Annotated in this window: 20 protein-coding genes; 16 read left to right on the top strand and 4 right to left on the bottom strand. The window is 67.4% G+C overall.

Annotation, left to right across the window (positions count from 1 at the left end; genetic code table 11):
• The first annotated feature begins 9 nt into the window (after positions 1-9).
• Genes fliF through ACOZHM_RS01285 form a run of 13 tightly spaced genes read left to right on the top strand, consistent with a single transcriptional unit; the run spans position 10 to position 9,417 of the window.
• Complete coding sequence (gene fliF, locus ACOZHM_RS01345; protein ID WP_421567151.1) at positions 10-1,392, top strand: flagellar basal-body MS-ring/collar protein FliF; 1,383 nt, start codon at positions 10-12, stop codon at positions 1,390-1,392.
• Positions 1,389-1,835 carry a hypothetical protein gene (locus ACOZHM_RS01340; protein WP_421567150.1) on the top strand — a complete coding sequence of 149 codons (447 nt, stop codon included), beginning with the start codon at positions 1,389-1,391 and terminating at the stop codon, positions 1,833-1,835. Before fliF ends, ACOZHM_RS01340 begins: the two co-directional genes overlap by 4 nt.
• A complete protein-coding gene (locus ACOZHM_RS01335) occupies positions 1,832-2,536 on the top strand; it encodes a hypothetical protein (protein WP_421567149.1) in 705 nt (234 codons plus the stop codon). Before ACOZHM_RS01340 ends, ACOZHM_RS01335 begins: the two co-directional genes overlap by 4 nt.
• Positions 2,533-3,852 (top strand): FliI/YscN family ATPase, encoded by a 1,320-nt coding sequence (locus tag ACOZHM_RS01330; protein ID WP_421567148.1) that lies wholly within the window; start codon positions 2,533-2,535, stop codon positions 3,850-3,852. Before ACOZHM_RS01335 ends, ACOZHM_RS01330 begins: the two co-directional genes overlap by 4 nt.
• Complete coding sequence (locus ACOZHM_RS01325; RefSeq protein WP_421567147.1) at positions 3,849-4,298, top strand: hypothetical protein; 450 nt, start codon at positions 3,849-3,851, stop codon at positions 4,296-4,298. The genes ACOZHM_RS01330 and ACOZHM_RS01325 overlap by 4 nt, the downstream gene beginning before the upstream one ends.
• Complete coding sequence (locus ACOZHM_RS01320; RefSeq protein ID WP_421567146.1) at positions 4,291-5,019, top strand: hypothetical protein; 729 nt, start codon at positions 4,291-4,293, stop codon at positions 5,017-5,019. The genes ACOZHM_RS01325 and ACOZHM_RS01320 overlap by 8 nt, the downstream gene beginning before the upstream one ends.
• Positions 5,009-5,428: a flagellar hook assembly protein FlgD gene (locus tag ACOZHM_RS01315; RefSeq protein ID WP_093536429.1), complete on the top strand. Its 420-nt coding sequence runs from the start codon at positions 5,009-5,011 to the stop codon at positions 5,426-5,428. The genes ACOZHM_RS01320 and ACOZHM_RS01315 overlap by 11 nt, the downstream gene beginning before the upstream one ends.
• A gap of 15 nt (positions 5,429-5,443) precedes the next feature.
• The gene (flgF, locus tag ACOZHM_RS01310) at positions 5,444-6,601 is read left to right on the top strand and encodes a flagellar basal-body rod protein FlgF (protein WP_421567145.1); all 1,158 of its coding nucleotides are present in this window, start codon (positions 5,444-5,446) and stop codon (positions 6,599-6,601) included.
• A complete protein-coding gene (locus ACOZHM_RS01305) occupies positions 6,601-7,344 on the top strand; it encodes a hypothetical protein (RefSeq protein WP_421567144.1) in 744 nt (247 codons plus the stop codon). Before flgF ends, ACOZHM_RS01305 begins: the two co-directional genes overlap by 1 nt.
• Positions 7,344-7,643 carry a FliM/FliN family flagellar motor switch protein gene (locus tag ACOZHM_RS01300; RefSeq protein ID WP_421567143.1) on the top strand — a complete coding sequence of 100 codons (300 nt, stop codon included), beginning with the start codon at positions 7,344-7,346 and terminating at the stop codon, positions 7,641-7,643. Before ACOZHM_RS01305 ends, ACOZHM_RS01300 begins: the two co-directional genes overlap by 1 nt.
• Entirely contained in the window at positions 7,640-8,011 is a 372-nt protein-coding gene (locus ACOZHM_RS01295; protein WP_421567142.1) for a hypothetical protein, read from the top strand. The genes ACOZHM_RS01300 and ACOZHM_RS01295 overlap by 4 nt, the downstream gene beginning before the upstream one ends.
• Complete coding sequence (gene fliP, locus ACOZHM_RS01290; RefSeq protein ID WP_421567141.1) at positions 8,001-8,744, top strand: flagellar type III secretion system pore protein FliP; 744 nt, start codon at positions 8,001-8,003, stop codon at positions 8,742-8,744. Before ACOZHM_RS01295 ends, fliP begins: the two co-directional genes overlap by 11 nt.
• Before the next feature lies 1 nt (position 8,745).
• Positions 8,746-9,417 carry a sigma-70 family RNA polymerase sigma factor gene (locus ACOZHM_RS01285; RefSeq protein WP_421567140.1) on the top strand — a complete coding sequence of 224 codons (672 nt, stop codon included), beginning with the start codon at positions 8,746-8,748 and terminating at the stop codon, positions 9,415-9,417.
• A 6-nt stretch (positions 9,418-9,423) separates the two neighbouring features.
• On the opposite strand, the gene ACOZHM_RS01280 is transcribed toward ACOZHM_RS01285, so the two are convergent.
• Positions 9,424-9,699 (bottom strand): hypothetical protein, encoded by a 276-nt coding sequence (locus tag ACOZHM_RS01280; RefSeq protein WP_421567139.1) that lies wholly within the window; start codon positions 9,697-9,699, stop codon positions 9,424-9,426.
• A 218-nt stretch (positions 9,700-9,917) separates the two neighbouring features.
• Here ACOZHM_RS01280 and ACOZHM_RS01275 point away from each other — a divergent pair, with 218 nt between their 5' ends.
• The gene (locus ACOZHM_RS01275) at positions 9,918-11,963 is read left to right on the top strand and encodes a TonB-dependent receptor (RefSeq protein ID WP_421567138.1); all 2,046 of its coding nucleotides are present in this window, start codon (positions 9,918-9,920) and stop codon (positions 11,961-11,963) included.
• 9 nt (positions 11,964-11,972) lie between these two features.
• On the opposite strand, the gene ACOZHM_RS01270 is transcribed toward ACOZHM_RS01275, so the two are convergent.
• On the bottom strand, positions 11,973-12,506 hold the full coding sequence (locus tag ACOZHM_RS01270; protein WP_421567137.1) for a hypothetical protein: 534 nt from the start codon (positions 12,504-12,506) through the stop codon (positions 11,973-11,975).
• A gap of 288 nt (positions 12,507-12,794) precedes the next feature.
• Positions 12,795-14,843, bottom strand: coding sequence for a TonB-dependent receptor domain-containing protein (locus tag ACOZHM_RS01265; RefSeq protein ID WP_421567136.1), 2,049 nt, complete (start codon positions 14,841-14,843; stop codon positions 12,795-12,797).
• Between the two features lie 253 nt (positions 14,844-15,096).
• Here ACOZHM_RS01265 and ACOZHM_RS01260 point away from each other — a divergent pair, with 253 nt between their 5' ends.
• Complete coding sequence (locus tag ACOZHM_RS01260) at positions 15,097-15,657, top strand: hypothetical protein (protein ID WP_421567134.1); 561 nt, start codon at positions 15,097-15,099, stop codon at positions 15,655-15,657.
• A 51-nt stretch (positions 15,658-15,708) separates the two neighbouring features.
• Here ACOZHM_RS01260 and ACOZHM_RS01255 read toward each other — a convergent pair whose 3' ends face one another.
• Complete coding sequence (locus ACOZHM_RS01255; RefSeq protein ID WP_421567468.1) at positions 15,709-17,274, bottom strand: SDR family NAD(P)-dependent oxidoreductase; 1,566 nt, start codon at positions 17,272-17,274, stop codon at positions 15,709-15,711.
• A 289-nt stretch (positions 17,275-17,563) separates the two neighbouring features.
• Here ACOZHM_RS01255 and ACOZHM_RS01250 point away from each other — a divergent pair, with 289 nt between their 5' ends.
• On the top strand, positions 17,564-22,942 hold the full coding sequence (locus ACOZHM_RS01250) for an autotransporter domain-containing protein (RefSeq protein ID WP_421567132.1): 5,379 nt from the start codon (positions 17,564-17,566) through the stop codon (positions 22,940-22,942).
• Positions 22,943-22,985: the final 43 nt, after the last annotated feature.

The following is a 22,985-nucleotide window of genomic DNA, read 5'->3' as shown; positions in this document are numbered from 1 at the left end:
GTGCCTGCCATGAACCCCAGCTCCCTCTACCAGTCCCTGCAACGACCGGCCCGTATCGGGTTGATCGTGGGCGTCGTGGCCCTGCTTGCCGTTACCGCCGCCGTGCTGTGGTGGGTGATGAGCCCGCGCGAGCAACTGCTGTTCGGCAACATGAAAGAACGCGACGCCGCAGAAGTGGTGGCCTCGCTGACCGAATGGAAGGTGCCGCACAGCATTACCGAGGGTGGCACGGCGATCACGGTGCCGGCGGACGCGGTGTATGAAACCCGCATGCGGCTGGTGTCGGCCGGCATCCCGCGTGGCGGCCACGTGGGCTTCGAGCTGTTCGATGACTCGGACTTCGGCGTCACCGAGTTCGCCCAGCGGGTCAACTACCAGCGCGCCCTGCAGGGCGAGATCGAGCGCACCATTGCGGCGCTACCGGGGGTGATCAGTGCGCGCGTGCACCTCACCATCCGCCGACCAGGACTGTTCGCCGACCAGCGCGATGATTCCAAGGCGTCGGTCGCGCTGGCCCTGGAGCCAGGCCAGAACCTCACCCGCAACCAGATCAACGGCGTACGCAGCCTGGTGGCCGCCTCGGTGGAGGGCCTGGCCCCGCACCAGGTGTCGGTCCTCAACTCCGATGGCGCGCTGCTGGCCGGCGCCACGGCCGATGCCATGGCCGACACCGACCTGCAGGCGCAGGCCGAGGAAGACCTGCGCATGGAGAACCGGCTCAAGGCACGCATTGTGGACCTGCTGGGCCAGGTGCTGCACAACGAGGAGTTCCGCGTCTCAGTGGAAGCCACCCTCAACTTCGACGCCGTGCGCGAAGTCAATGAGCGTCCGCTGCCGCAGGGTGGCGATGGCAATGGCCTGCTGGCCAACCGGCGGGTCAGCCACACGGCCGGTACCGACGGGGCGCAGAACCAGAACCAGGAAGAATCCAGCTATGTGCATGGCACGGCGCGGCAGGAAATCGCACGTGCGCCGGGGCGTATCGAAAATCTGTCGGTGGCGGTGATCCTGCCCCCGCAACTGGATGAGAGCGAAGTAGAGCGCATCCGCACCCTGGTGGCGGCGGTGGCCGGCATCAATGAACTGCGTGGCGACCGCCTGGCCGTGTCGCGGCTGGGCCGCGACCAGCGCTGGGACGAATCACGCAATGCGATCCATGACCTGCCCGCCGTGTCCGGCGGTGCTGCCGCCGAGCCCGCCCGAGCCGCCACCGCTACCCATGCCGGCCACGCATCCTGGTTGCGCTGGGCCCTGCTGGCGGGGGGAGGCGCGCTGTTCGGCGCACTGGTGATCCTGGCCACCCAGCGCCGTCCGAAGCGCCTCAGTGCACGCGAACGTGATGCCGTGCTGGCACGCATGCGCGGTTGGCTGGCCGAGGGCGGCACCCCGTGAACAGCTCCCGCGGTGAGCGCAAATGCGCCCTGATGCTGTCCACGCTGGCGCCCGCCGACCAGCGCCAGCTGCTGGCTGGCCTGCCCGCGGGCACCGCCGCGCGCCTGCGCACGCTGCTCGGCGACCTGCGTGCGCTGCGGCTGCCCATGGCCGATCTGGCCCAGGCGCTGTTGGCCGATGAAGTGGCCGGGCTGACCAGCGAGACCTCGCTGGATGTAAACCAGTTGATGGGCCTGGCGGCCGTGCTGCCTGACGCGTGGTATGCGCGCGTGCTGGCGGCGTGGGGTGAAGTGGATCGTTCGTTCTGCATTTCGCTGCTGGAGCGCTCGCGCGCCACCAGCGTCGGGCGCGAACTCAGTCTCGTTGCCACCCTGCCACCGCGCCTGACCCAGGCGCTGAAGGCCGAGGCCGTGCTGCTTGCGGCAACGGGGCCGCGCCCATGATCCAGCGCATTGCGGCCGATGATGAGCGGGTCACCCGACTGGGCAGCTTCTTCCAGCCTGCACCGTTGTCTTCGGTGAGCGCGGCAGACCGCGCGCCGGCCCCGGTGGATCCCGAACAACTGCGCCAGCAACTGATGCAGGACGCCAGCGCGGCCGGCCATGCGCAGGGCATGCAACAAGGCATGCAACAAGGCATGCAACAAGGCATGCAGCAGGCCGAGGCGAAGATCCGCGACGCCGTCGCCGCTGCCGAGCAGGCGTGCCTGCAGCGCCACGCACAGGCGCTGGACACGTTGGTACAGCAGCGCGACCAGCTCGCGAAGCTGGCGCAGCAGCTGCCGCAGCAGTGGGCCGCGCAGCAGGCGCAGACGCTGGAGAATGCCGCGCTGATCGCCTACACCGCACTGACCCGGCTGTTGCTGGAGTTGCCTGCTGCCGAGCGCGTGGCACAGATGTGCCAGCTCGCCGTGGCCGGGCAGGCGCAGCGACCGCTCACCCTGCGCTGCGCGCCGGACGAGGCGCCGCTGGCCGCCGCGCTGGAGCTGGGAGGCGTGCAGGTGGAAGCCGATGCCCGGCTGCAGCCGGGGCAATGCCGTATCGAAACCCCGCTGGGCACCGACGACGCCGGCCTGGATGTGCGCCTGGACATGCTGCGCACCGCCTTCCTGGATGGCCTGGCCGCGGCGGGCAAGCCGGCATGACGCACGCCTGCGCGCCGCTGCTGGATGCCATCGCCGCCGCACCCATGGTGCGCCGGCTGGGACAGGTGTGTTCCTACAACGGCCTCGTGATCGAAGCACAGGGGCCGGAAGTGGGCGTGGGCGAATTGTGTGAGATCGAACGCGGCAGCGCCGCGCCGATCCTGGCGGAAGTAGTGGGGTTCCGTAATGGCCGCACCCAGCTGATGCCCTTCAGCGATATCGAAGGGCTTTCCCCGGGCCAGCGCATCCGCACCTGTGAGCGACGCCTCGCGGTACCGGTGGGCGATGCGCTGCTGGGGCGGGTGGTCAACGCCTTCTGCGAACCGGTGGACGGGCGCGCGCTCCACTGCGAACGGCGCTATGCCCTGCGCCGCACCCCGATCAACCCGCTGGATCGCGCGCCGATCACCGCCGCGGTGGCCACCGGGGTGCGCGCCATCGATACCCTGCTCACCGTAGGGGAAGGCCAGCGCATCGGGGTGTTTGCCGGCAGCGGCGTGGGCAAGAGCACCCTGCTGGGCGCGTTGGCCCGTGAGGTCAAGGCGGACGTGACCGTGCTCGCGTTGATCGGCGAACGTGGCCGTGAAGTGGGCGATTTCCTGCGCAACTCCCTCGGCGAGGCCGGGCTGCGCCGGTCCGTGGTCATGGTGGCCACCGCCGACGAGCCGGCGGTTACCCGCGTGCACGCCGCGCATGCCGCGCATGCGGTGGCCGAATACTTCCGTGACAGCGGCCGCACGGTGCTGCTGGTGATTGACTCGATGACCCGTTTTGCCATGGCTCAGCGCGAAATCGGGCTGGCTACCGGCGAGCCGCCGACCTTCCGTGGCTATACGCCCTCGGTGTTCGCGCAGCTGCCACGCATGCTGGAGCGCTGCGGCAAGCTGCGCACCGGCGGCTCCATCACCGGGGTCTACAGCGTGCTGGTGGAGGGCGACGACATGAACGAGCCGGTCACCGACCACATGCGCGCGATCCTGGACGGTCACATCGTGCTGTCGCGTGAGCTGGCCGCGCGTGGCCACCACCCGGCCATCGACGTGCTGCACAGCGCCAGCCGCGTGATGGATGCGGTGGTCAGCGCCGAACAGCTCGCGGTAGCCCGCGAAGCCCGGCGGCAGCTGGCGTTGTACGAAGGCTCGCGCGACCTGATCGAACTGGGCGCGCACCAGCGTGGCGCCAACCCCGTACTGGACCGGGTCATCGACCGCCGTCCGGCGCTTGAAGACGTGCTTCGCCAGGGGGCGAACGAAACCACGGCCGCGCCGGAAGCGTGGCGCAGGTTGGCTGCCGCGGTGCAGGGGGGCGAGGCATGAGCGAGCGCAGCAAGGGCCTGCGCGCATTGGAGCGCTGGCGTGGCTTCGGGGAAGACCGTGCAGCGAGCGCGCGCCTGCTTGCCGTACAGGCCGCCGCCGCTGCCGGCGCAGCCGCGCAGCGTGACCTTGCCCACGCCCGTGGCGAAGCGGCGCAGCGGCTGGCGCTGCAGCAGCAGCCGCTGCTGGACCTGGGCCGGGTGAACGTCTGCGCAGCGATGGAGCAGGCGGCGTGGCGGGCCGTGGAGCACAGCCAGCAGCGCCAGCAGCAGGCGGACGCCGCCGCCGAAACCGCGCGGGAGCACCACGAAACCGCGCATCGCATGACCCAGGCCGTCGCCCAGCGGTTGCAGCGCGTGCGCGCGCAGGAACGCGATGCCGCCGAGAAACACCTGTTCGACAGCTTGGCCGAACTACGCCGCCCCGTATCTGGAGGTCCGCATGATTGAGGGTTTGATTCCCGCGCAGGATGCCGTGCCCCTGCCGCCGCGACGGGTGGAACGCGCACCGGACAAACCCGCGCGTGATTTCCGTGACTCCATGCAGGACAACGGTGTCGGTCGAGACCAGCAGCCGCAGGGCAGCGCCGCCGCCGGCATCGAGCAGGCGGCGGCACAGCGTGGCGACACCAGCGGTCAGTCGCTGTTGCTGCCGTGGCAACTGGTGGCCAACAACGCGCTGTCGCATCTGTTCATGCAGGGCAGGTCAAGCCTGGAGGGAAGCGTTGGCCTGGCCGCATTCGCCGCGGGTGCGGGACCCACTGCGGTCGCCGCGAGCGCCGCCGCGGGTCTCGCGTCTGCTGCCCTGGGCAGCACCCCTGCAGGCGCACGACTGCCGCAGGGTGGGGCTGCGACGCCAGTACAGGCGTTGTCCACCGCCAGCGTGGCAAGCACTGCAGAGCGCAGCGAAACCAGCGCGGTCCTTGCCGGCCTGGCCGACCGCTGGCAGGAACGGCTGCTGCGCTGGTCGGCCAACGGGCTGCAGGGCCTGAGCGTACGCGTGCGCGACTACCGGCTGGACGCCGACGGCCAGCAAGCGCTGGCGAACCGGCTGGTGGAATTCGCCCAGCGCAACGGGCTGCCCCTGCAACGCATCGTGATCAACGCCCGCGAGCTCTGGCACGCCGGCACCCCCATCCCCCCGTACACCGGAGAGCCACATGGCCGTTGAAGCAATCGGAAGCTCGTTGGGCACGCAGGACAGCGCTGCCATGGCCCAGAGCAGCAGCATCGACCAGGAAGACTTCATTCGCCTGTTCCTGGCACAGCTGCAGTTCCAGGATCCGCTGGAACCGGTCGACAACCGCGAGTTCCTGGCCCAGTTGGCCCAGTTCTCCGCACTGGAACAGTCGCGGCAGTTGTCGGAGAACACGGCCTCGATGCTGGCCATGAGCGCCTCCGACCAGGCCGTGGGCCTGTTGAACCGCCAGGTGGACATGACCTCGTTGGGGGTAACCCGCTCGGGCACGGTGGTGGCGGTGCAGTTCACCAGTTCCGGACCGGAACTGAGCGTGCGCGATGCAGCCGGTTCGGTAAGCACCGGTGTGCGTCTCTCCCAGATTTCCCTCGTCAAGCCCTGACCCAGGCGGCCGACCATGTTCCAAGCACTCTTCAACAGTCTGTCCGGCATGTTCAGCTTCTCGCGCAGCCTGGATACGGTGTCCAACAACGTCTCCAACATGAACACGCCCGGTTTCCGCGGCAGCGACGCGTTCTTCACCAATCTCGACGGTGGCTATGGCTCGCGCATCGCCGGCGAAGACATGCGCACCAATCCCGGCGACCTGCGCGAGACGGAGAATCCCACGGATCTGGCCGTCAACGGCAATGGCTACTTCGTGCTGCGCGATCCGGACGGCAACCTGCACTACACGCGCGCCGGTCAGTTCCGCTTCAACGCCGACAGCCTGCTGGTGGACAGCGTCAACGGCTTCTCGGTGATGGCCCTGGATGGTTCGGGCAACATGGTCGAGATCGACCTCGATACCTACCGCAACATCCCCGCGGTGGGCACCAGCCTGGTACGGATCACTGGCAATATCGCGCCTTCGTCCACCACCACCAACATCAATGCGGTGACGGTGTACGACGCGGCCGGCGCGTCGCGGGTGCTGTCGGTGAAGTTCACCAACAACACATCCGTCACGCCCGGCAGCTTCCTGGTGACTGTCAGCGATTCGGACGGCAAGGCCGTGGGCACCGGTGAAGTGCGCTTCCGTACCGATGGCACGCCGCTGGCGGGTTACTCCAACCTCAGTGTCGTGCTGCAGGGCCCGGGTGGGGCGCAGACCATCCAGGTGGAATTCGGCACGCCCGGGACGCTCACCGGCATGACATCCCTGAGCGGCACCACCAGCAGCGTGACAGCGAAGGTGACGGATGGCCACGGCATCCTGGCGGTGAACGGCATCCAGTTCGATGAGAAGGGCGTCATGCAGCTCACGTATTCGGAAACCGAGAAGCGCTCCGGGCCGCAGGTAGCACTGGCCACGTTCCCCAACGAAAGCGCCCTGCACCTGGAAGGTGGGCGGTTGATCTCCGGCGCCACCGTGCAGCAGCGCGACATCGGCCGCCCTGGCGACACCGGCTTCGGCCGCATCACCGGCTTCAGCCTGGAAATGTCCAACGTGGACCTGACCCGCGAATTTGCCGACATGATCGTGATCCAGCGCGGTTACCAAGCCAGCTCCCGGGTCATGACGGTGAGCAATGAAATGATCGAACAGCTGTACAACAGCACGCGGGGCGGCTGATGACGGTGCTTGCTTTCCGCCGCCATGGCCGCCAGCGCGTCGATCGCATCACTACCGTGCTGCAGCAGCGTGTTGACCACTGGCGCGCGCAATGGGCTGCCGAGCCTGGGAGCTGCCATGTGCAGCCACTTGCCGAACGGGTACCGGACATGGACGGCCGCTGGTGGGCGTGCCGCACCAGCCACATCCATCTGTGCCTGCCCGAGCAGGGCATCGCCGCGCTCGGCAGCGCACTGGCGGTCGTGACGCAGGGGCAGGACAACGCGCTGGCCGCCGCGATAGGGCGCCGCGCCGTGCTCGATCTGATGGCAGAACTGGGCGCGGCCAACGGTGAAGCGGGGACGCTGCCGAATGCTGCCCAGCTTGACCGCCGGCACGGGGTGCTCGCCTTCACACTCGAACTGCCGGGCACCGTCGCCGCGTTGTACCTGCCGATCGGCATCTGCGACGCCATGGCACCGCCGACAATCGAGGCCGCACCGCTCGCGTTGGCACCTCGACGCAGCGCGCTGCTGGCGTCCACCACGCGTCTGGTAGCCACGCTGGACCTGGGCGATGCGCCACTGGATGCCGCCTCGAACCTGCAGCCCGGCGAGATCCTCGGCGGCAGCCGCATCGCCGACGCTGTGGTACGTGTGCAGGACGCCGCCGGCAATACCGTATTCACCGCCCACCTGCAGTCGTCCAACGGCCGCAAGGCGCTCCGCTGCACCCATGTTGAACACCAGCCAGGAAAAGAATGATGGAACGTACTTCGGTATTGGAAGCAGTGCGCCCGGAACCGGCGCAGATCGACCGCGCCGGTTCTACCGAGCGCAGCATTGCCATGATCCGGCACGTGCAGGTTGCGCTGAGTGCACAGATCGGCACGGTCGACATGTCCGTTGACCGTCTGTTCGGCTTGAAGCCGGGCGATGAGGTGCTGCTCAACGAAGCCCTCGAAGCGCCGGTGACGCTGCTGCTCAACGGCCAGCCGGTGGCGCGGGCGGAGCTGGTGGCCATCGACGACCACTTCGGCGTGCGGATCCTGGAGATCGCATGACCGCAGTGTGGTGGAGCCTGCTGGCCGCCGCGCGGCCGATTCCGTTCAAGGCTGAAAATGGCGGCGCCACGGCCTCGCTGGCCCTTCCGTTGCTGCTGGCCGTGCTGCTGCTCGCACTGGCCGTCGGGCTGCTCTGGCTGGCGCGGCAGAAAGGCTGGCTGCGCCGCTGGTCGGCGGCACCGCCGGTGGCGGGTGAGCGTGCCGATGGCCTGCAGGTCGAGCAGGTACTGCGCTTGAGTCCACGCACCCGTCTATACCGGCTGCGCGATGGCGAACACCGTTTTGCGGTGCTCGAATCCACCGCGCACGCCAGCATCGTCGCGCTGCCGTCCGTCGACCTGCAGGGAGACAGCACCGATGCGCGCTGAACGAGCCGCGCTGCGGCTGCTGCTGGGGGTGGGGCTCCTGCTGCTGGCGCTGCCCGCGCTGGCCGGGCCCACCGAAGACGCCGTGGCCGAGGCGCTGAAGCAGGACTATTCCCCTGCGCTGCGCAACTTCGTCATCCTGACGATGCTGTCGCTGATTCCGGTGATGATGATCGGGATGACCGCGTTCACCCGCATCATCATCGTGCTGGCGCTGCTTCGTCATGCGCTCGGCATTCCGCAGACGCCGCCCAACAGCGTGATCATCACGCTGGCCATCTGCATGACCTACTTCACGATGTCGCCCGTGCTGGACCGCATGAACCATGATGCGATCGCGCCGTATATGAGCGAGCAGATCACCGCGCAGCAGGCCATTGAACTTGGCAGCAAGCCGCTGCGCGAGTTCATGGTCTCGCAGACCCGCGAATCGGACCTGCGGGCGGTGATCGAGATGGCCAAGGCACCTCAGCCGAAAACGATGGAGGAGATCCGTTTCGGTCATCTGGTCACCGCATTCCTGCTGAGTGAACTGAAGACCGCCTTCCAGATCGGCTTTGTGATCTTCCTGCCCTTCGTGCTGATCGACCTGGTGGTGGCCGCCGCATTGATGGCGCTCGGCATGATCATGCTTCCACCTACAACCATAAGCCTGCCCCTGAAAATACTGCTGTTCATCCTGATCGACGGATGGGTGCTGCTCTCCAAGGCCCTGTTGGGGAGCTACTGGAACTGACATGGAAGCCGACACCAGGGACGGTGAGGATTCGCTCTGGCAGCAACTCCGACATGACCGTGCAACGGCCGCGCGCGATGCGCTGTATATGCGTTACACGCCATGGGCCTCGGCGGTCGCACGGAGGCTCCACCGTCGATTTCCCCGACTGGCCGCGGATCGCGATGACTTCATCCAGAATGCCAACATCGGGCTGCTGGAGGCCATCGACCGGTACGATCCCGCCCGCGGCATCGCGTTCCAGGCCTACGCCATGGCCCGGGTGCGGGGATCGGTGTTCAACGGTCTGCGCGCGATCCTCGGCGGGCAGGCCCAGGAGCGCTACCAGGAGCGACTCGAGACACTCCAGGATCAGGATGAAGACCCCTTCGACGCCATGGTGGGCTCGATTGTCGGGCTCGGCATTGGCTTCCTGCTCGACGATGCCGCAGGTGCGTTCGCCGGTGAAACGCAGGACGGTCTGCGCTACGCCGAGGACAGGGAGATCGCCACCCGCCTGGCAGCCGCACTCGAGCAGCTTCCGCCGCGTCACAAGGCCATTGTGGTGAGGCACTACTTCGAGTTTGCCCCGTTCAACGCACTGGCCGAAGAATGGGGGGTGAGCAAGGGGCGCATCTCCCAGCTGCACCGGGCCGCACTCGATGGGTTGAACGCCGCATTGTCGCGGCGTTGAACAGGGTCAGGGCAGATCGCACTTCATCTTGCCGTCGACGTAGTACGGCTTCGGCACATTCGGGTTGTCGCTCGTCTTCTCGAACACCACTTCGAATGACGCCGCATCCGGCGTGCCCTTGCGGTCGGTGCAGGCATCCTGCAGTTTCTTCTTGACCGCGGCGATGCCCGCGTCACGGCTCGCGCCATCGGCGCTGTTGGTCAGGTTGGCGACCTCAGCGAAGGCGAGGGGGCTCATGCCCAGCAGGCATCCGGCGAGAACGGCAGCGTGCAGCTTCTTCATTGCGACTCCTTTGCAGTGTTCGGTAATGCCCGTCGATCACGTCGAGCGGAACGATTCAAACGCCGGGCGCGGTGGCGGCGGCGTGCCGCCAGAATAGGGCAGTCGGGTGAAGGCTCTGTGGCACCCCAAGTGCGCATTGGTAATGTAATGTTATAGTGTCACATTGAAGCGCGGGCCATGTCGGCCTGTCGCCCCCGCCTCCTGCCCACTGCCCTGACATGAAGATCCACGCCCTCGTGACGGCCGTCGCTGCCGTCCTGTTCGCCCCGGAATCCCGCGCCCAGTCGTCCGACGCCGCGCTCACGCTCGGCAAGGTCGACGTGCACCAACACACCGAAGGCCAGCTCACTGCCCATCAGGTGCTGACCTCGGTGGACGTGTTGGGGGCCGACCAGATCGAGGACAAGAATGTTTCGCACAGCTGGGAACTGCTTGGGCAGATGCCCGGCATCCAGCTGACCGAGACCCGGCAGGGTGCCGAGTCCGGCAAGGTCAGCTTCCGCGCCTTCAACGGCGAGGGCTATCTCAACGCGATCAAGACGTTGATCGACGGCGTTCCCAGCAACGTCAACAGCGGCAACCAGCGCTTCATCGACATGCTGTTCCCGCTGGAAATCAGCTACATCGAGGTGGTGCGCGGCACCAACGATCCGCGCTACGGGCTGCATAACATCGGCGGCAACGTGAACTTCGGCACCCGTCAGGGCGGCAACTACACGGATGCACGGCTGGGCTACGGCAGCTACAACACCCGTGATGCGCAGCTGGCCATCGGCCGCGAAAGCAACGGCTTCGCGCAGAACTACTTCCTGGGCACGCAGTCGTCGGACGGCTATCGCGACCATGACACGTCGCGAAAGTATGCCGTGGGCGGCAAGTGGTTCTACGGCAACCTTGATGACGGCATGCGCATCGGGCTCACCGCACGGGCCTACCACCATGAGGCCGACGAACCTGGCTTCATGACCGCCGAGGAGCTGCGCACCGACCGCCGCGATTCACAGCTGCGCAATGCCAACGACCGCGACGACCGCGACATGCGCCAGATCGGCGTGCACCTGGACCTGAAGCTGGCCGACAGCCTGTTCCTGGGCAGCAAGCTCTACTACAACCGCTACGAGGACGACCGCCGGGTGACCTTCAGCGACCTGGCCACCGGCAACGCGCCACGCCAGCGCCGGGTGTGGGACGAGAAGCAGGTCGGCATGCTCACCACGCTCACCTGGCAGCCGGCCAGCAACCTCACAGTGGAGGGTGGGCTCAATGTCGAACACCAGGACAACGGCTACATCCGCGAGCGCTTCAGTTACGCGGTGCCTACCGATTTCTCCGCCACGCCCGCGCGCGTGCAGAACAACGACCGCCACACCTTCGACAACTGGGGCGCATACGTGCAGGCGATCTACCAGCCCATCGAGGCGCTGAAGATCGTGCCGGCCTACCGCGTGGACCGCTTCGACGGCGACACCCGCCTGCCCGGCGGCATCACCGGCCCGCTGCAGCGCTACGGCACCATCGAGCAGCCGAAGCTGAGCGTGGTCTATGCGTTCACCGCCACCACCAACATCTACGCCAACTGGGGCCGCACCTTCCAGGTTCTGACCGGCTCGACCGCGCCGGCCTACCTCACCCCGGGCCAGGGCCCCATGAGCCCGTCGACCAACACCGGCATGGAGCTGGGCATGAAGTTCAGCCCGTTCGCGGGCAGCCAGGCACGCATCGCGGTGTGGCAGCAGGACGCCGCCAATGAGATCTCCAACATGCCCGCTACCGGCACCACCGTGACGTTGGGCAAGACCCGGCGCCGTGGCGTGGATGCGCAGATCAACGCGCAGCTGGCCGACAAGTGGACGGTGTGGGCGTCGCATGCCTACCAGGAAGCGAAGATCGAGCGGGACGGGCGCGTTGCGAGTCTGTCGTTGGAAGGGCGCGAAGTGGCGGCCACGCCGCGCTACATCAGCAACATCGGGCTGGACTACCAGGCCACCGAGGCGCTGCAGCTGGGGTTGCAGGGCAGGGCGCAGGGCGACTACTACCTGGAGGAACGCAACGTGGCCGGCAAGTACGGCGGGTTCGCGGTACTGGACCTCAGCGCCCGCTACCAGATCAACCCGCGCTGGAGCGTGGATGTTCAGATGAAGAACGCCACCGACCGCCAGTACGCCTATGCGTGGTACGACAGCTTCTTCTGGGAACAGCCGCAGCCGATGTTCTCGCCTGCCGCCGGCCGGTCGCTGTTTGTCGCCCTCAACATGAAGCTCTGACCGTCACGGTCACGCGCGCACGCGGCGTGCCACCCACCCGAAGGCGGGCACGCCGAGGAAACGCACCAGCGCGGAGATGAGCATGGGCACGAGGAAGATGATGGCCGGCAGCACCGAGCCGAAGACGAACGTCATGCCCAGCACGAAACCGAAGCCATATTCGGCGCGGTAGGCCGGCAGGAACACGCTGCTGGCGAAGATGGCCAGCAGCACGGCGAATGCCGCGTTTTCGTCGCCTGCGGCGAACGCCACCGACAGGGCGACGCCTGCTGCGAGCGCGCCGACGAAGCCCGCCAGCGCAGGCGCCAATGCGCCTGGCCGGTTCGTGTTCCGGCGGGTGACGACCCCGCCCGCTGCCCAGCCGAGCAAGGGAAGCACCAAGATGCCCCAGGCATTGGAGAGGGCCGGCAGCGTTGCATCGTTGAGCAGATGGTGCCGCTTGATGCCGCCATGGGTGTGTTCCCAGCCCAGGTGTACCAGGACCACGGTCATGGCCAGCAGGACAGCGCACGGTAGCAGCCAGCGAAGCTTGTGCTGAGCCATCAGCAATCCTTGTGTGATGGTAGGAGGCAGGTGCCCAGGCACCATAGCGGCCGGGAGCGCCGTCTGGCAATGTGACATGCGGCAGCATGACTAACGGCAACGCTGTATTTGACGCCGACGCCGGTGTTGCCCGCCATGGGCAGGCACTACCGGTGCCGGGCGGCGCGGCACCGCGCGTGCCGTAATGCCCGCCATGGGCAGGCACTACCGGGGCCGGGCGGCGCGGCACCGCGCGCCGTAGTGCCCGCCCATGGCGGGCAACCACGGAGCGCACGCCGCCACGCGCAATCAGAACCGCGCGGTAGCGCCCACGAAGAAGGTGCGTGCGCCGCCGTCGTAGGTGTTGCCTTCATCGATGGTGGACACATCGCCCGCGTTGAGCACGCCGGCGCGAAGGATCAGGTGTTCGTTGACGTCATACCCGGTGACCACGTCCCACGTGGTGTAGGCCTTCGCAAAGGTGGAACTGGTGCTCGACACCAGCTGCTTGCCGATGTGCTGGGCGCTCAGGTTCAACGACCACGCATCGGTGACCTGCCACTCCAGCGACGTGTTGGCCGTGATCTTGGGCACCACCAGCAGGCTGGCGCCGGTGGTGCGGTTCTTCGACTCCAGCATGCGCGTGGCGTTGGTGGTCCAGTTCAGGCGAGCATGCAGCGGAATCGTGACGCTGGCCTCCACGCCGCGCGTGCGTGCCTTCTGGATGTTCTGCGCCACCGTCCACCAGAAGCCGTTGACGAAGCTGGAGTCGTAGCCGGGAATGTCGCGCAGCGGCACCTGTTCGATCTTGTCGTCGAAATTGGTGAGGAAGTAGGTCGCCGAGGCCGACCACTCGCCCCGATCGAAGCCGACGCCCAGCTCGTAGTTGGTGCTGGTCTCCGGTTCCAGGTTCGGGTTGCCGGCCATGTAGCAGCCGGTGGTGCCATCGGCACTGACCGAGCGGTTGGTCCAGCCCTCCACGGTGAGGCTGCGGCAGCCGTTGCCGCCCGACTGCGTGGCGGCACCGGCGCTGCCCTGTTTCAGGTTCGGCGCTCGGAAGCCCTGCGACACGCCGCCGCGCACCGTCCAGTCATCGGCCGGGTGCCATACGCCGTAGATGCGCGGGCTCAGGTTGTCGTCGTAGTTTTCCGTGTTGTCCCAGCGCAGGCCTGCGGTCAGGGTGAAGCGCTCGTGCAACGCGATGTGGTCTTCGGCGAACAAGGCCCACGAATCGGCCTCGTTGGTCGGGCTGATCCGGCCGCTGCCGCTCCAGGTCACCGGTACGGTGCCGATGGTGTCGGCGTTCTGCAGCTGCTCGCGCTTCCACTGTCCGCCAACATTCAAGCGGTGTTCGACGCCCAGGTGGAAACCGGTGGCGAACGCGGTGTCGAACACGGTTTCCTTGGAGTGGTTGCCTACCTGGCTGTCCTTGTCTTCGTAATCGTTCTGGGTCAGCGTCGTTTTGGAGGTACTGGCGTCGCCGTAGCGTCCGTCATGGGTCACCACATAACCGGTATGCACCAGCTTGGACAGGCCCCAGGCGCCGACGTCGCCGCCACCGCGGTTGCGCTGCACGCCATGCGTGGCCTCGAAGCCCACGGTGTGGTCGTCCGTGACTGCCCAGTTGAGCAGCGCATTTGCATTTTCCGCTTTGTTGCCAGGCGTCTGGCCGCGACCACGGTCCGACTCGCGGTCGGTCACGTTGGCGCCCACGCGCAGGCCCAGGGTGTCGGTCAGTGGACCGCTGAACAATGCGCCCATCTGCGTGGTGTTGCCGCGCGTGTCGCTGTCGGGCTTGCTGTAGTTGAAGGTCACCGAGCCGCCCCATTCCGGCGCGATTTTGCGGGTGATGATATTGATCACACCGCCCATCGCATCGGAGCCATACAGCGACGACATCGGGCCGCGCACCACCTCGATACGTTCGATCATGTCCGGCGAGAGCCAGTTCAGATCCTGTGGGCCCAGGTCGTCGCGATAGTTCACGCCCGACGAATTGCCCTGGCGGCGGCCGTCGATGAGGATCAGCGTGTACTGCTCGGGCAGGCCGCGCAGGCGGATCTTGGATTGCGCACCGGACAGCGCATAACCACCGGTCACGCCCGGCACGGTGCTGAGCAGCTGGCCGATGCTGGAGACCGGCTTGCGCTCGATGTCTTCGCGGGTGATCACGCTGATGCTGGCGGGGGCGTCGCGGATCCACTGCTGGGCACCGGTGGCGGTGACCACCACCGTGTTCATGTCCTTGGTGTCGGCAGTGGCGTCACCGGCGGCGTGCGCCTGGGCGGAGAGGGCGATTGCGATGGCGCCGGCCAGAACGGCAGCAGCGTGGACGGAACGGGGGGAGGAAACGTGCATCGAGCAAACTCCTGAGTAAGAGGGTCCGCTGGCGATGGCTGGGACGTCCATGTGGCGTGTTTCAAACAACGTTCACAATGCTATCACGACGCATTCGCATTTGACACAGTGCGACATATTGCCGCGTCGCACGCCGCATCAGCGGGCACACACGCTGCAACATCCCGCCAAACGTGCGCCTGCCCGCACTCGTAAAAAGAAGGCTCCGCATTCCTGCAACCGGCAGGGGTGCTCAACCCCAGGGAGTGCTTCCATGACCATGAACACCACGCAGGCCAGCGAGTTCGCGACGACTGCGCTCGCCAAAATATCCAAGCTGTTCTACGCCGGTGCCACCCCCACCACCTGCGACATGCCGATGGTGGGCAAAGTGATCTCCGAAAAGGGCGCGGTGCCGAACGGCAACCTGACGCCGGTCGACGATGGCATGGGGCTGGTGGTCAGCGAAGGCCTGCTGGCCTTGAAGGACAACATCACCATCAAGTTCGCGATCGGTCATGAGCTGGGCCACGGCACCAGCCTGCATATCCTGGGCGAAGTCGGGCTGGCCGGCATCAGCGGCCAGGCCACCGAGGTGATCGCCGACCTGAGCGCCGCCTACATCCTGGTCGAGCTCGGCCACACCTGGACCGAGGTGCTCGCCTCGATCGGCAACTGGCGCACCACGGGCATCTTCGACCCGCACGTCAGCGGCCACCATCCGCCGGGCGACGAACGCGTGGCCCATGTAAAGAAGCTCAAGGACCTGATCGAACAGAAGGTGGCGTTCAAGACGGCCGCCTTCCAGATCTGCAATCCGTTGCCGCGCAGCTGAGGCAACCTGGTCCGGCTGCGCCTGCGTGACGGCAGGCGCAGCGCTCGCGGCTTACCAGTCGGTAGGCGCGTAGTCCTTCAGGAACTGGCCCCACACGTGCTCGCCGGTGTTCACGCCGTGGATGATCGGGTCGACGATGCGCGCGGCGCCATCGACGATGTCCAGCGGCGGGTGGAAGCGTTCTTCTTCCACCTTGCGTGCGGCGATCTCCGCCGGATCCTCATCGGTCACCCAGCCGGTATCCACGCTGTTCATGTGGATGCCGTCGTTCTGGTAGTCGGCGGCCGACGTGCGCGTCATCATGTTCAACGCGGCCTTGGCCATGTTGGTGTGCGGGTGGCGGGTGGTCTTGAAGTTGCGGTAGAACTGCCCCTCCATGGCCGACACGTTGACGATGTGCTTGTCGCGCTCGGGCGTGCGCAGCATCAGCGGCTTCAGTCGCGCGTTGATGATGAAGGGCGCAATGGCGTTGACCAGCTGGGTCTCCAGCAGCTCCACCGAGGGTACTTCAGCCATCAGCAGGCGCCACGAATTGCGCCCGCGCAGATCCACCTGCTGCAGGTCCTGGTCCAGCCGGCCTTCGGGGAACAGATGCTGCTGGCCCAGCAGTTCATCGGCCAGCAACGGCACCTGCGAGAGCTCGGCGGCGCGGGTCAGGCCGTCGGCGCCGGTCGCGCTGCGGTCCTGCAGGGTCGGCAGTGCGTCGTCCGAACCCAGGCTCAACATCTCAGCGCTGCGCAGGCCCTCGTACTCGCCCACCAGCTTGCGGATGGTCTCGGGCAGGTCGTGCAGCGCCGCGGTCTCGCCGGCCATCATGTGCGCGTAGAACTGCGGCGGGCGACGCACCGTCTGGCAGGCGTTGTTGATGATGAAGTCCAGCCGCGTGCGGGTGGCCAGCAGCTCATTGCAGAACGCTTCCACGCTGGGCGTGTGGCGCAGGTCCAGGCCGAACACCTGCAAGCGGTGGCCCCACTCGGCGAAGTCCGGCTCTTCGGCATAGCGTGCCGCTGAATCGCGCGGGAAGCGCGTGGTCACGATCAACTCGGCACCCGCACGCAGCAGCTTCAGGCCCGCCTGGTAGCCGATCTTGACCCGGCCACCGGTCAGCAGCGCGACGCGGCCGCGCAGGTCGGCGGTCTCGGTGCGCTTGAAGAAGTTGAGCTCGGCACAGGCCGGGCACATCTGGTCGTAGAAGTGGTGCAGCTGGGTGAACTTCTGCTTGCACACATAGCAATGGCGCAACTCGGGCGAGTGCACCGGCTCGGGCGCGGCCTGGGCGTTCTCGCCGTTGTGCGCGTCATGCAGGCCTGCCGCGTGCGGCGGGAAATAATTCGGCGTGCTGAACACCGGCTTGCGGCGCAGGGCGCGGATGCCGGTCTGCTCCAGCAGCGCCTCGGCCTTGCGCACCTTTTCCTGGTGGCGGACCTTGGCCTGCTGCTTGAGCATGGCCCGCCGCGCCTTCGGCTCGGGGTGATAGACCTTGGCCACCACCTGGTGGAAGCGCACCCGGTCATCCTCCGGCAGCGTGTCGAGCACGGCCCGGTCGGCCTCGATCGCCTCCAGCAGGTCCAGCGCGGCGCGCAGGCGGTCGGTCAGGGGCAGGTCGTCCTGGGGCAGGGCGTCGGCGGGAGTAGAGGCGATGGCGTTCACGTTGGATCCGGAGGTAACGGCAGCTGCAGCGGGCCGCTATTCTCCCTGATCTGGCGCGTGGATGCTGGCCGGGCCTGAACAGCGGCGCTTCTGGGGGTGTTCTGGCAGGCCTGACGGCGTTCTGAGGGCTGTGTCACACTTCGGCGTCAGAGGCGGGGCTCCCGAGGGGTTGGGAGCGCGGCGGCCCGCCGTACGATCCACATCATGGAACAGCATCCGCCGTCCAGCGCGGGCGGTGCCTTATTGGGGGAAAGGAATGAATCGCACTTACCGGTTGGTATGGAACAAGGCCCTGCGCGTGCTGCAGGTCGCTTCCGAGCATGCATCCGCCCACGGAGGTGCCGCCACCGGGGCCAGCGATGCACCCCTGCGCCTCAATCTGCTCTGGTTGGCGTTGCTTGCTTCAGGCGGTTTTGCCGCTGCCGGCCCGGTAGTGGCGCAGACCTGCGTGCCCAGCGCCAGCAGCGGGTGCAGCGCGCCAGGCGGTGGTGTTCCGGTCTTTGCCACCGGTGACGGGGCCGGCAGCGGTGGCGCCGGCAATGGCATGGGCGGCGCGGCGCTGCACTACGGCGTTACGCTCGCACCGGCCAACCAGGCCGCAGGCGGCCAATCGCTCAACGGCGCGGGCGGCGCGGGCGCCAGCGGCGTACAAACCAGTTCCGGCGTGACCGTGCTCGGCGGTGCCGGCGGCGCGCCCGGTGATTTCTTCGCGGGAACTCTCGGCCAGGGGGTCAATGGCGGCGATGGTACCAACCACGGTGACAGTCCCAGCGGCGGCGGCGGCGGTGGTGCCGGCGAGTATGCAACCTATCCCGGCCTGAGCTTGGCCAGCGGCACAAACCTCCTTGGCGGTGCAGGCGGCAACGGTGGCTCGATGCTGGCGGGCAATGGATTTGGTGCGGGCGGCGGCGGCGGCGGCGGTGCCGGCATCGTCAGCGTCGCGTCGAACTTCACCCTGGGCCTGATCCAGGCTGACATCTCGATTACCGGCGGTGCAGGTGGCCGCGGGGGCGACAATATGCAGCCGGGCGCGGCGTTCAGTGGCGGCGGGGGTGGCGGCGGTGATGGCGTGCTGCTGTTTGGCGCGGCACCGTACGTCAGCAACGCAGGCACCATCACCGGCGGAGCAGGCGGTGCCGCCGGCAGCGCAACCGGCCCGGTGGGTACCGCCGGTGCCGGTGCTTCGGGTGCCGGCATCCGCGCCTTGAACACTGGCCTGACCCTCATCAACACCGGCACCGTCCGTGGCGGCGCACTGACCGGCAATGGCGCGGCCGGCGCCGGTGTCATCACCCAGGGCGGCGCGACGATCAACAACAGCGGCACCCTGGCAGGCGGCGCCAGCGGTGCCGGCTACGCCTCGGCGGTGGTATTCAACGGCACGGGCAGTACGCTGAACCTGATGCCCGGCTCGGTCATCCACGGCCTGGTGGAATTGAACGCCAACGCAACCGCGACCCTTGCAAGCAGCACGACGGCCACGCTGGACGGGGTGAAGCTCAACGGTGGAACCGCCGCAGTGCGTCTGAACACGGGCAGCATCGGCAACACCCTCACCGTCAACGGTCCGCTGTCGGGCACCGGCAACGCCACCAGCAGCGGTACAGGCAACCTGGTGCTGCGCGATGTCAACCTCGTCGGTGCGCTGGCGCTCGATCACATCGGCGGCACCGTCATCGGGGGCAACGTCTCCACAACCGGTGCGCAGTCCTACACAGGAACGCTCGCGTTGAACGCCTCGCGGGTATTCAACAGCGGCGCCACGATCGACTTTGTGGGTGGCTTCTCCGGCATGAGCAACATCAGCGTCACCGCCGGCGGCAACATCACGGCCAGTGGCGGGGTGATTCTCAGCGGCTCGGGCGACTTCCTGGCCACGGGCAAGGACATCTCGCTGAGCAATGCCGGCAACCAGCTGATCGGCCAGATAAACGCGACCGGCCGCAACATCACGTTCGCGGCGGCCAGTGCCCTGCTGATTTCGGGAATCGATTCGACCGGCAATACCTTGTTGGCCAGCCCGAACACCCTGCTGTTCGGCGACGTGCAGACGCAGGGTACGCTGACGTTCAACGGCGGCAGCGTCAGGCAGGTCGCGGGTGGGGTCACGGCCAGTACCGTGGCGGGTACGCTCAGCGGCGACCTGTCGCTGAGCGGCGCAGGCAACGTCATCAGTACGCTGGGCACGCTGTCGGCGCGGGACGTCACGCTGGGAGGCGTCAGCCCACTGACCATCAGCGGCGACGTCAACGTGCGGTCCATCAATCTTTCCCCGTTCGCGCCGACCACGCTGACCGGCACGCTGCAGTCGACCGGCAATGTCGTGCTGCCCACCGGCGGCGAACTGCGGGTGGGAACAGGCGCAACCGCCGGCGCATTGAACGGCAACGTCGACAACAACGGCACGCTGATCTTCAACCGCTCCGATGCCAGCGCTTATGCGTACGCGCTTTCCGGCGGCGGTGCGGTGCGCAAGCAGGGCGCCGGGACCTTGTCCTTCGATGGCAGCTCCGCAGGCTTTACTGGTGCGACTACCGTGGAAGCGGGCCGCCTGGTGGTCGGCAGCAGTGCCGGAAGCAGTGCCACCCTCGGTGGCGCGGGCATCACGGTGAACACGGGGGCCACACTGGGCGGCCACGGCACGCTCGATACCACTGTGGTGGTGCAGAGCGGCGCCCGGCTCGCGCCCGGCAACAGCATCGGCACCTTGACCGTCACGGGCGATCTGCAGCTTCAGCAGGGCGCCATTCTCGATTTCGAGCTGGGTGCGCCCAATGCCGCTACGCCGTTCGCCGCCGCCGGGCAGGGCGACAGCGTCGTGGTGGGCGGGAACCTGAGCATCAACGACGCGGTACTCAACGTCAGTGACGGCGGCGGATTCGGCGCAGGCTTGTATCGTCTGTTCACCTGGGGCAATACCCTCATCCTGACCAATGGCGGGTTCGCCAGCATTCCACAGGGCAACATCCTGCAGATTCTGGGCGCCAGCCGGCAGATCAACCTGATTGTGCCGGGCAATACCCCGCTGCAGTTCTGGAACGCCAACGGCCAGGCATCGGCCAACAGCGCGGGCGGTGGCAGCGGCGTGTGGAGCAACACCGCGCCGGTGTGGACCGACGCGCAGGGCACCCTCACCGCGATCATGTCGCCGAACCCCGGCAATGCCATTTTTGCGGGTGACGCGGGCACCGTAACGGTCAGCAGCAGCAATGGCGCGGTGTCCACCCAGAGCCTGCAGTTCGCCAACGACGGCTATGTGCTGAGCGGCGATGCGCTTACCTTGGTGGCTGACTCCCAGGGTGCCACCCCGGTCATTCGAGTGGGTGATGGCAGCGCACTGGGGGCCGGCTACACCACCACCATCAACAACGTGCTCACCGGCACCGCCGGCCTGCAGAAGACCGACCTCGGCACGCTGGTGCTGACCGCCGCCAACACCTGGACCGGCACTACCCGCATCGCCGGCGGCGTGTTGTCGGTGGCCAGCGAAAGCGCGCTGGGCGATGCCAGCAGCACACTGTTGCTCGACGGCGGCGTCCTGCAGGTCACCGGCACCGCGTTGGACCAGTTGCAGCGAAACGTGACGCTGGGCGCCGCCGGTGGCGGATTCGATATTGCCGATGCCGATCACACCTTCGTGCTCGATCACGCGCTGACCGGCAGCGGTGCACTACTCAAGCGCGGTGATGGCACGCTGCTGCTGCAGGGCGCGCAGCACTACTCCGGCGGCACGGCGGTGGAAGCGGGCACGCTGCAGGGCGACACGGAAAGCCTGCAGGGCAGCATCGTCAACAACGCAGCACTGGTGGTGGAGCAGGACAGCAACGGCACGCTGGCCGCCAATGTCTCCGGCACTGGCGCGCTCACTAAGCGCGGCGCCGGCACGGTGCTGTTGGCCGGTACCAATACGTACACCGGCGGCACCTTCATCGAGGCCGGCACACTGCAGGGCAGCGCCAGTGCACTGCGCGGTCCGATCCAGAACGACGGCACGCTGGTGCTCGACCGCAACGAAGACAGCGTGCTGGCCGACGCGTTCACCGGTAGTGGGCGTCTGCTCAAGACCGGCACCGGCATCCTGGTGGTGCAGCAGGCGCAGGCATACACCGGCAGCACGCAGGTGGAGCAGGGCACCTTGGTGGTGGGCGATGCCAGCACCGCCAACGCGACGCTGGGTGGCCGTGTCACCATCGGCCAAGGCGCGCGTCTGCAGGGGGTTGGCCGGGTGGGCAGCCTGGACCTGCTGGGTACCTTGGCTCCGGGCAACTCCATCGGCACCTTGCACGTCAGCGGCGACGCCGTGCTGCAGGCGTCGGCGCGTTACGAAGTGGAGGTCGACGCAGATGGTCGCCACGACCAGCTGGCGGTGGACGGCACGACCACCATCCTCGGTGGGTCGGTGGTCAGCCTGGCCGACGGCGCGGCGTGGAACCCGCTCACGCGCTACACCCTGATCACCTCGCAGGGCGGGGTAACCGGCAGGTTCAACACCGTGAGCAACAACCTGGCCTTCCTGACGCCCACGCTGGAGTACGCGCCCACCTCCGTGACGCTTGCACTGGCCCGCAACCAGGTGGCGTTCCCGGCGGTAGGCACCACCTACAACCAGCGCAGCACGGCCACCGCGCTGGAAAACCTGGGCAGCGGCGCGCTGTACGACCGCGTGGTGGTGATGGACGAAGGCAGTGCGCGGCAGGCGTTCGATGCCTATTCCGGCGAGGTGCATGCCAGCACGCAGGTAACAGTGCTGGACGATGCCGCCCGGGTACGCCGCAGCCTGGCCAACCGGCTGGTGGGTGCCGATGCCGCCGTCAGCGAAGGTGGCCCTGCCAGTGGGTGGGCCACCGTGTGGGGGCATCGCGGCCGCAACGACGCCGACGGCAATGCGGCACGTGGCCGTCAGCAGGGCACCGGCTGGATGGCCGGCGCGGATCTCGGTTTCGAAAATGAGGCCGTGCTGGGCGTAGCCGTTGGCCAGGCACGCAGCACGCTGGAGGTGGACGCGCGCACATCGGACGCACGCACCAACAGCAAATACGCCGGCCTCTATGGCGGCGTCGGGTTTGGCGCCTGGGCGCTGCGTGGCGGCCTGACCGGCGGCCGCACCGACAGCCGCATCCAACGGCGGGCCGCTGACCAGCAGCTGCATTCCACCGACGATGCACGTCTGTGGCAGGGCTTCGTGGATGTCGCCCATGGCAGCACCGTAGGCCGCCTGCACCTGGAGCCCTACCTGAACTATGCGCATGTGCGGCTGGAACAGGATGGCTTCCAGGAATGGGGCGGCGACGCTTCGCTGGTCGGCGATGCGCAGACGCGCACGCTGGACATCGGTACCGCCGGCCTGCGCACGCAGTGGCACCTGGAGTCGCGCTTCAGCACGGCGGTGGTGCTGAACCTGGGCTACCAGCGCGCCTGGGGCGACACCACCAGCGCGCTTTCCCAGCAATTCGCCGCCGGCGGCGCGGCGTTCGTGGTCAACGGTCTTCCGGTGGAGGAGAAGGCCGGCGTAGCCGAGCTGGGCTTTACCACCCAGCTCACGCCGCGCGTGGAGTTCAGGGCGGACTACCAGGGCCGCTTCGGCTCAAGCGTCCGCGACCAGGGCGCGCAGCTGACGGTCAGGGCGCAGTTCTGATCATGCATGCGTGAGACGGGGCGGAATCCGCCCCGTCTGAACC

Origin of the sequence: Stenotrophomonas sp. PD6 (genome assembly GCF_049199305.1) — a bacterium.
GTDB lineage: Bacteria > Pseudomonadota > Gammaproteobacteria > Xanthomonadales > Xanthomonadaceae > Stenotrophomonas.
Note: the sequence above shows the minus strand (reverse complement) of the source record. Positions and strands in the feature narration are given on the sequence as shown.